This window comes from Alteribacillus sp. JSM 102045, from assembly GCF_041949975.1.
In the GTDB taxonomy this organism is placed as follows: domain Bacteria; phylum Bacillota; class Bacilli; order Bacillales; family Marinococcaceae; genus Alteribacillus.
Genome location: NZ_JBHFQG010000006.1, coordinates 160,578 through 169,246 on the forward strand (window position 1 = coordinate 160,578; position 8,669 = coordinate 169,246).

General features: G+C 37.7%; 11 protein-coding genes. 2 read left to right on the forward strand and 9 right to left on the reverse strand.

The features are described 5' to 3' along the window. Position 1 precedes the first annotated feature (1 nt). The 9 genes from ACE1TI_RS06635 to ACE1TI_RS06675 form a co-directional block, all read right to left on the reverse strand. Entirely contained in the window at positions 2 to 835 is an 834-nt protein-coding gene (locus ACE1TI_RS06635; RefSeq protein ID WP_375006802.1) for a purine-nucleoside phosphorylase, read from the reverse strand. Positions 836 to 840: 5 nt separating this feature from the next. Then, complete coding sequence (gene deoB, locus ACE1TI_RS06640; protein WP_375006803.1) at positions 841 to 2,034, reverse strand: phosphopentomutase; 1,194 nt, start codon at positions 2,032 to 2,034, stop codon at positions 841 to 843. 53 nt (positions 2,035 to 2,087) lie between these two features. After that, a complete protein-coding gene (gene xerD / locus ACE1TI_RS06645) occupies positions 2,088 to 2,975 on the reverse strand; it encodes a site-specific tyrosine recombinase XerD (protein WP_375006804.1) in 888 nt (295 codons plus the stop codon). Positions 2,976 to 3,005: 30 nt separating this feature from the next. Next, the gene (locus ACE1TI_RS06650) at positions 3,006 to 3,191 is read right to left on the reverse strand and encodes a DUF4227 family protein (protein WP_375006805.1); all 186 of its coding nucleotides are present in this window, start codon (positions 3,189 to 3,191) and stop codon (positions 3,006 to 3,008) included. 332 nt (positions 3,192 to 3,523) lie between these two features. Then, the gene (fur, locus tag ACE1TI_RS06655) at positions 3,524 to 4,018 is read right to left on the reverse strand and encodes a ferric iron uptake transcriptional regulator (protein ID WP_375006806.1); all 495 of its coding nucleotides are present in this window, start codon (positions 4,016 to 4,018) and stop codon (positions 3,524 to 3,526) included. A 127-nt stretch (positions 4,019 to 4,145) separates the two neighbouring features. Then, a complete protein-coding gene (spoIIM, locus tag ACE1TI_RS06660) occupies positions 4,146 to 4,784 on the reverse strand; it encodes a stage II sporulation protein M (protein ID WP_375006807.1) in 639 nt (212 codons plus the stop codon). Positions 4,785 to 4,887: 103 nt separating this feature from the next. Beyond that, complete coding sequence (locus ACE1TI_RS06665) at positions 4,888 to 5,424, reverse strand: NUDIX hydrolase (protein WP_375006815.1); 537 nt, start codon at positions 5,422 to 5,424, stop codon at positions 4,888 to 4,890. 48 nt (positions 5,425 to 5,472) lie between these two features. After that, the gene (locus tag ACE1TI_RS06670) at positions 5,473 to 6,531 is read right to left on the reverse strand and encodes a DUF3866 family protein (protein ID WP_375006808.1); all 1,059 of its coding nucleotides are present in this window, start codon (positions 6,529 to 6,531) and stop codon (positions 5,473 to 5,475) included. A 47-nt stretch (positions 6,532 to 6,578) separates the two neighbouring features. After that, positions 6,579 to 7,103, reverse strand: coding sequence for a peroxiredoxin family protein (locus ACE1TI_RS06675; protein WP_375006809.1), 525 nt, complete (start codon positions 7,101 to 7,103; stop codon positions 6,579 to 6,581). 200 nt (positions 7,104 to 7,303) lie between these two features. Here ACE1TI_RS06675 and uppP point away from each other — a divergent pair, with 200 nt between their 5' ends. Together uppP and ACE1TI_RS06685 are read left to right on the forward strand one after the other, a co-directional pair. Then, positions 7,304 to 8,137 (forward strand): undecaprenyl-diphosphatase UppP, encoded by an 834-nt coding sequence (gene uppP, locus ACE1TI_RS06680; protein ID WP_375006810.1) that lies wholly within the window; start codon positions 7,304 to 7,306, stop codon positions 8,135 to 8,137. Positions 8,138 to 8,504: 367 nt separating this feature from the next. Continuing rightward, on the forward strand, positions 8,505 to 8,669 hold a 165-nt coding region (locus ACE1TI_RS06685; RefSeq protein WP_375006816.1), incomplete at its 3' end, for a helix-turn-helix domain-containing protein.

Here is an 8,669-nt window from a genome sequence, read left to right on the forward strand (position 1 = left end):
ACTATGCCTCTCCCTTACCAATTTGATATATAATTTCTTTCATCAACTGAAGAAATTCTTCCTTCACCTTTTCCGTCGTTTCTATGACTTCATCATGACTTAATGGCTGATCTAATATACCTGCTGCCATATTGGATAAGCATGAAATTCCTAACACTTTCATTCCGCCATGCACAGCTGTCATAACTTCAGGTACCGTTGACATCCCAACGGCATCTGCTCCTAATGTTCGTATCATTCTTACTTCTGCTGGCGTTTCATAAGCAGGCCCTGTATTTGCAGCATATACTCCTTCTTGTAATGTGATATCAAGAGAAGCAGCTGCTTTTCTTGCGGTATCACAAAGTTCAGCGGTATAGGCCGACGACATATCTGGAAATCTCGGACCTAATTCTTCATCATTTTTTCCAAGCAGAGGGTTATCCCCTTGTAAGTTTATATGGTCTTTAATCAGCATTAAGTTGCCAGGTGTAAATGATTCATTCACGCTTCCTGCTGCATTTGTAACTAATAATGTTTGTACACCCATTGCATGCATTACCCTTACTGGAAAGGTAACCTCTTGCATTGTATAGCCTTCATAGTAATGAAACCTTCCTTGCATTGCCACTGTAGGTACCCCTTTTAAATGGCCAAACACAAGCTGTCCCGCATGCCCCGTTACAGTAGATACAGGAAAGCCTGGTATATCTTCGTAATGGACCTTTACAGCATTTTCAATTTCTTCAGCTAGCACTCCTAAGCCAGAACCTAATATCAGCCCTATTTTTGGTTGATTATCAATTTTTTCTTTTAACTTATTCGCCGCGTTTTCTAGGAGCCGTTTAGTTGTCACTTGTATCACCCTTTTTTCGTAATGTCTTTCAAAAAGCTCGTTCCATTTTCGGGACGCTTAATATTAAAGTTATCAGCCAATGTAGCGCCGATATCTGCAAACGTTTTTCTCAAACCTAAATCGTTTCCAGGAGTAAAAGCAGGAGTATAAACAAGAAGCGGCACAAGTTCTCTCGTATGATCTGTACCATGGTGAACCGGATCATTTCCATGATCAGCCGTAATGATAATTACATCTTCTTCCCCGCATTCTTTTAATAAATCAGGCAGCTTTGCATCAAATTCTTCTAAGGCCTTTCCGTAACCTATAGGATCTCTTCTATGACCAAATTTAGCATCAAAATCAACCAGGTTTAAAAAGCATAACCCGGTAAAATCTCGTTTTGCTGTTTGAATAATTTTATCCATTCCATCATCGTTAGAAGTGGTCCTGAGAGATTCCGTTACACCCTCTCCATCATAAATGTCACTTATTTTACCAATAGCTAAACTGTCTAACCCCGCATCTTTTAATTCATTCATTACAGTTCGGCCAAATGGTTTTAAAGCATAATCATGACGATTAGCAGTTCTTTCAAACGCACCTTCTTCTCCTATAAACGGCCGTGCAATGACTCTGCCGATCATATACGGAGCTTCATAAGTCATCGCTCTAGCTTTTTCACAGATATCATAAAGTTCTTCTATTGGTACGATTTCTTCATGAGCCGCAATTTGCAAAACCGAATCAGCGGATGTATAAACGATTAGATCTCCTGAAGCCATATGTTCAGCTCCAAGTTCTTTAATAATTTCTGTTCCAGACGCAACTTTATTTCCAATGACTTTTCGTCCTGTTTCCTGTTCTAGTTTGGAAATAAGATCATCTGGAAATCCAGTTGGAAAGGTGCGAAAAGGTTCCTTAATATGCAGACCCATCATTTCCCAATGACCCGTCATCGTATCTTTACTGTGTGAAGCTTCCTGCATAATTCCGATATGAGCACCTGGTTGATCTACAGGAGCTATTCCGGCTGCTTTTTTTATATTGCCAAGTCCTAACTTCTCTATATGAGGCATTTGGAGACCATTCATTTTTTCAGCTATATGCCCTAATGTATCCGCTCCTTTATCATTGTACTCTTCTGCATCAGGAGCTTCTCCTATACCAACTGAATCCATAACGATAACAAACACTCTTTTAAAACCATATTCCGACATTTTTCATCACCTTTTCATTAAATGTAATCTTCACACTGTCCTCTTATAAACGATCATGCCCTTGGATGGAAGTTTAAATAAATATCTTTTAATTTGTGATTAGAAACATGTGTATATATTTGTGTTGTGGAAATATCTGCATGGCCTAACATTTCTTGTACTGCCCGTAAATCTGCACCATTCTCAAGTAGATGGGTTGCAAATGAGTGGCGAAGAGTATGTGGGGTCAACTTTTTTGTAATGTTTGCTTTTTCAGCCGTCGATTTTAATATTTTCCAAAAGCCCTGTCTGGATAACTGATTGCCATGATGATTCACAAACAATATCTCATGCCTTTTCTTTTTCATTAAATAAGGCCTGCCTTTATGTATGTACCGCTCTACAGCCTCTGCTGCCACTTTACCAAGCGGTATTATTCTCTCTTTATTACCCTTTCCAATACAATGGATAAACCCCATTTGCAAATGTATGTCACCAACCTCAAGATTGCACAGTTCACTTACTCGAAGGCCGGCCGCATACATCAACTCAAGCATCGCATTATTTCTAAGTGCAAATGCAGTCGTTCCATCGCTAGCTGCCAGCAGCTTTTCCACCTCAGAGGCAGTTAGTACATCGGGTAATTTTTTTTCACCTCTTGGTATTTCTACTAACTCGGAAGGATCTTTTTTTGACCGCTGTTCTCTCAGTAAAAACTGGTGAAACGCTCGTATCGATGAAATCGTTCTAGCTATAGTAGAGGCAGATCGTCCATTTTCTTTTAGTGTGTATAGAAAGTCAACAATATGAGACCGTTCAATATTCTCTACACTAGTCACTTGTTTCTTTTCCAAATGAGAAATGTAATGATGCAGATCCCGCTTATAGGAGCTTGTGGTGTTTGTAGATAGTCCTTTCTCCACCTGGCAATAATGGATGAAATCCAATACTTCATTATACAAAGCCGATCGCTCCTTCAAAGTACCTGTCTTTTATGAATAAATTAATTCACTGTTTAATTTAACTTCTTCATAATTTTTCTGTGGTTTATTTAATCTTTCGTCTGCTTCATAACTATTACTTAACCATAGAATACCATAATAAAAAGCCAGCAGGCACACAATAAAAACAATGAAAATTTTAACCGTTTCCATTCCATATGACAACCATTTTTCCAAGACAAATCCCTCATTTCTTAATGAAACTATGAATTATCTATGACAAAAACAGCTTATTATATACATTTTAATTACAAAACAGCGTAATACACGCGTTTTCTCAAAGTGACGGCGAAAAGAACAAAAGCGCAAGCGCCTGATCAGCCTCGACAGGTAAATGTTCTTCAGTCATGAAAGGTGCTCTTTGCCTTTCATGACTGGAGGTTATTTAACCCCGAGAGGCTGGGCGCTGAAGCTAGACGCGGATCAAACAATATGGAGATAGTTACTCCACAACTTGTAAAAACATAATTTCCTAAACAATAAAAAAACCTCTTCCTGACGAAAAGGTTTTAGCGTACTTTATTCATTTCTTTTTCTGAAGTTTCGTTTTTTTTCTCTGATTCCTCATTTTTCTGACAGCGGTGGCATACACCATGAAACGTTAAACGGTGGTCTTTAATTTTGAAGTTCCAATCTTTTTCCACTATTTTTTCAACATCACCGAGTAAGTCTTCTTGGATTTCGTCCACAGATCCACATTCTATACAGACAAGATGATGATGAAAGTGATCAGCTCCTTCTTTGCGAAGGTCATATCTTGACACGCCGTCTCCAAAGTTTATTTTATCAACTACCTCTAGTTCATTAAGTAGTTCCAGTGTACGGTAAACCGTTGCTAAACCAATTTCCGGAGCTTTCTCTTTTACGAGCAAATAAACATCTTCTGCGCTAAGATGATCTTCTTCATGTTCAAGAAGCACTCGCACAGTCGCTTCCCTCTGGGGCGTAAGTTTATAACTTTGAGAATGAAGTTGTTTTTTAATCCGTTCAATTCTTTGCTCCATTAATTACCCTCCCCCTGATAAGCGGCTACGTTTTTATTATAATCACAGCTGGGAAGAGTGTCAAATGATAATAATAATTATCATTAAATTAAAATTATTATAATCTGAAAGTAGGATTTCCGTTCATTTATATGGCCCAGTCTATAACACTCCGCATCATAACAGGAGATAAAAAACCCTCTATTGCCGCGGCACCGCTAAGAAGTACTAGTATTCCTCCTGATATTATTAAGGATCTTAAAATAACGGCAGGAACAGGAGTAGACCTGCTTTGTTTGAATAAATGTTTGATAATGCTTAAAGATATGCCAATTGAAATAACAGCCATTATCATATATGCAGGAATAACAATGATATTTTGAGGGAGTATGGAAGCAAAGGCAAGAAAAAAACCTCCGCTTCCCATTTGCTGAACTAAAAATCCGATGGTAAAGCCAGAAACAACCCCTTTTAAAAACAGTAGAATTAAAATAAAAGGAACCCCTGCTACTGACAATCCCAATACCCACATTAAACCAATATAAGCAGCATGGTGAGACATACTTTGTAAAAAAATTTGACGGGCTGTTATGTCTGTTCCTGAATTAAATTGGGAAAGAAATTGCTGAAGATAATTATAAAGATCATTTTTTAACGGGAGAGACAAGCTATTAACTAATACAGCTCCAAAAACCACTCCCATAAATAATAAAATGAGGGAAAACCAATAAAAAGACCGATATTCAAGCCAATGCTTTTGTATAAGTAACGACATCGTCTGGAACATTACATACTGCCTCCCTGCCTTAATAGGACATGTTCTACTCTATGAACGGGGAAGCAAAACTATTACTGTTTCTCTTTTGTTTTATTTTTATTGTAAATTAATCTCATTTCATTTTTTGTTTTATGTACTGAACCGCAAACACTGTCTTGGCGTCATGAATTTCTTCTGTTTCTATCATTTCTTCTGCTTCTTCTAAAGTGACTTCCATAATCTCCACAAATTCATCTTCATCCAATGACGTATCACCTTTAATCAGCTTATCTGTCTCAAAAATATGAACAATTTCATCTGCAAAGCCAGGAGAAGTATAAAAGGACAGCACTTTATTTAACTGATTCGTTTTATAGCCTGTTTCTTCTTCCAATTCTCTCGCTGCCGTCTCTTCCGGCTTTTCGTCCTTTTCCAATTTCCCTGCTGGTATTTCCACAATCTCTTTTTCAAGGGCTTTTCTAAATTGTTTAACCATCAAAATTTTATCATCCTCTGTTATTGCAATAAGCGCTACGGCTCCGGGATGATTAATTATTTCTCTTTTACTTGTTTTACCATTAGGCAGCTCCACATCATGAATGTTTAAATCCACTATTCTTCCTTGATAGATTGATTTTTTATGTGTTGTATTTTCTGTTAATTTCAAGATAGAACCCTCCACGCTAATATTGTATTGTTCTTTGTGTAACTAGTGAGATTAGATATATTTCACTGAAGCAATAACTCCCTTTAAAAAGTCAGGATGGTTTGTGATATCACTTCCCATTGTACTAATAGAGGAAGGATATGCTTTATACCATTCTAACCATGCCATCATCCATTCTTCTATCTCTTCAAAATAAATTTTTAAAAACGGAAGGTCACGAAGGCTCATTATCTGTTCTTCCAGCTGAATCATCTTCTCTTCTGCCAAAATAGGAAGAACCATAGTCGAAGGAGCGTAGGTGAATTGCTTTAATGGTGTAACAGAATGATGGCTCAAACCAAAATGGCGCTGCCTTTTTTCTTGAAAAGATAAACGAGGCACCCAGACCGATTGACCTTTTAGTGCTCCAACTAAGTTCGCCCACCCAGCCACCGCCATTCCACTGAACCCAAAAGGCGTATTTGTGCCAACTGTCCCATGCCCCATAGATACGATAAGAACATCTACTTCTTTTTTTAAAACCAGCCACTGTAATGCGTTTGGAATCGTAACTGCTTCAAACGTACCACCGAATGATTGTCCTGTTGTGACCACAGATACTCTTGGATCGCTTTTCCACATTCTCATATGATCACTAAGCCCTGCTGGCAATGCAGCTTCATCCGATAGAACAATTCCTACTCGTTGATTTTCTCTTTGCATAAAAAGCGCTCCCAGAATAATAGGAAGCATACTATGGAGTTCAGCGAGCAATACTTTTTTATCATTTAAATGAAAGGGGAGTTTGAAAATAGCATGATCAGGATGTTCTGGAGAATCTATTGCAAAAACACTATGCTGGCAAGCTGTATAACGTGCCTTCATAATATGCCCGCTTCCTTTTATAAAATGATTATTTTTGTAAGAAGTTATTACAATATCCCATCCGCCGGTCCCCAATTTCAGTCTTTCTGCAGTAGTATTCACTTTTATTGATTCTCCAGCCTCTACTCTTGCACAACAAGCGAAATACAATATTGCTTTCCCTGCTCCTCCGTCAGTTTTTAATTTTTGCAGCCATTCGTCTTCTTCTATTATTTCTATGACTTGTACAGTTTTTTCTTCAAACATTTATTTTCACCTCTCTTTCCCCTTACGTAGATAAGTCTATATAATTATTAGAGAAGTTCTTCTATTATTTCCTCCAGCTGTTCAAAGTTTGTCTCACCAGCAATTTTTTCTGTAATAGTTCCATCACTTGCAATGACGTAAGTAGTTGGCAGGTATTGCAAATTGTACAGATCGGCGACTTCCCCTTCTTCATCTATCATGGCAGGTGTCTGCGTCATATCAAATTCCTCTACAAACTTCTCTGCTTCTGTTTGGTTACGTTCATATGAATTCATATTAATGGTCAAGACAGTTACTCCTTGATCATTATATTCTTTATGCAGTTCCATTAATTCTGGTATTTCTTTTGTACATGGTTCACACCAGGAGGCCCACATGTTCATAATTACAATATCTCCTTCATATGAAGATAAAGAGTGATTTTCTCCATTATACATGGGTAATGTAAAGTCCGCTGCTGCATCTCCTTTTTCGGTACCTACTTTTTGTACCGAAATGTTCGTAAACAATACATACCCAATTGCTACAACAGCTGCAGCTATTACAAGACTTGTGATGTATTTTTGTTTCACTTTTTATATTTCCCCCTGTCCTTGCATAAACTTTCATTATTCTTCTATTTTACTAGTTTTTAAAATCATCTCCTACCTTGATTATGTGAACGGTCAGTGATCAATAGATCCTTAAGACAAAATTATCTTCCCAGCATAACTTGGGTTTGCTACACTTACTAAGGGAACAAAGATCGCAAAAACACGAAGGAGTGAAATAAATGAGTGTGTTAGAAGCATTAATTTTTGGAGTAGTACAAGGTATTGCAGAATTTCTCCCAATTTCTAGTACTGCTCATATTGTCATTGCTCAATTATTATTTGGATATTCCTTTCCCGGATTATCGTTTGAAGTTATTCTTCATTTAGGTTCAATCGTGGCAGTAGTGTTGTATTTTCGTGAGGACATTATCCATCTTATAAAAGCATTTTTCCGTTACTTATCACAAAGGCTGCCGCAGGATCGTCCTGAATTTTTCTTTGTCATTTATATTATCATAGCAACTGGCATAACCGGTATTTTAGGAATTATATTGGAAGATGTGCTTGCAGACTCTATAAAAACTCCTGTTTTTGTAGCTTCTTCTCTAGCATTAACAGGCTTTTTTTTAATTTTAATTGAAAGGTTTCATAGAATCGGACACCGTACAGAAAAAGATATGAACCTTCTTGATGCCATTGTCGTTGGCCTTGCCCAAACCTTGGCTGTTCTTCCCGGAATTTCGCGCTCCGGCAGTACACTAATTGCTGCATTATATGCAGGTTTAAATAGAAAAACAGCTGTACGCTATTCCTTTCTATTATCCATACCTGTCATTTTAGGTTCTTCTGTTCTAGCGGTTGATGATTTAAACACAGGCAGTCTTGCATCGATAGGAACAATTCCGCTGATTATTTCGTTTATTGCCTCATTTATCACATCATGGATCGGTATTGTATGGCTTATTAACTTTTTAAATAAAGGCAGACTTATTTATTTTGCCATCTACTGTTTTTTATTAGCCATCCTTGTTATTACAATGCTCGATAATTCAACAATCATACAAGAAGGATAGGGTTTGTATCCTTAGAAAAACTTGGCTTGTCGCCGTTTTAAAGGAAACCGCCTAAGTTAAAGGAACTTCTGCTAAGTTCGTGAACGTTGACACACAGGACGTTCTAATGTCGCCAATGCCACAGGGACGTGGCGTTTTTGGCGACGAGTGCGCAACGCATAAGTCACTACATCGTGTGGAAGTACGTCCTGTAGGAACGGTGGTGTTAGTACCTCCTGTACGTTGAAAGCCGTAGTTTTGCTTATACTGTGTAAAAAAAGCCCGGATCAGTAAACGCACTGATTGGACTAACCTAAAATAATGGGACAATATAAAACACCTTCGAAATGGTACAATCAATTAAGTACATTCTCGGAGGTGTTTTTGCATGGGCAAAAACGTTTATTCTAAAGAAATAAAGTGGGCGGTTGTTCAAGACAAACTGAGTGGAAAACGGACAAACCAAGAAATAATGGAGAAGTATGGGATTAAAAATGTCTCTCAAATTAAAACATGGATGAAGTGGTATAAAACGGGAGAGATGTATCGGTTT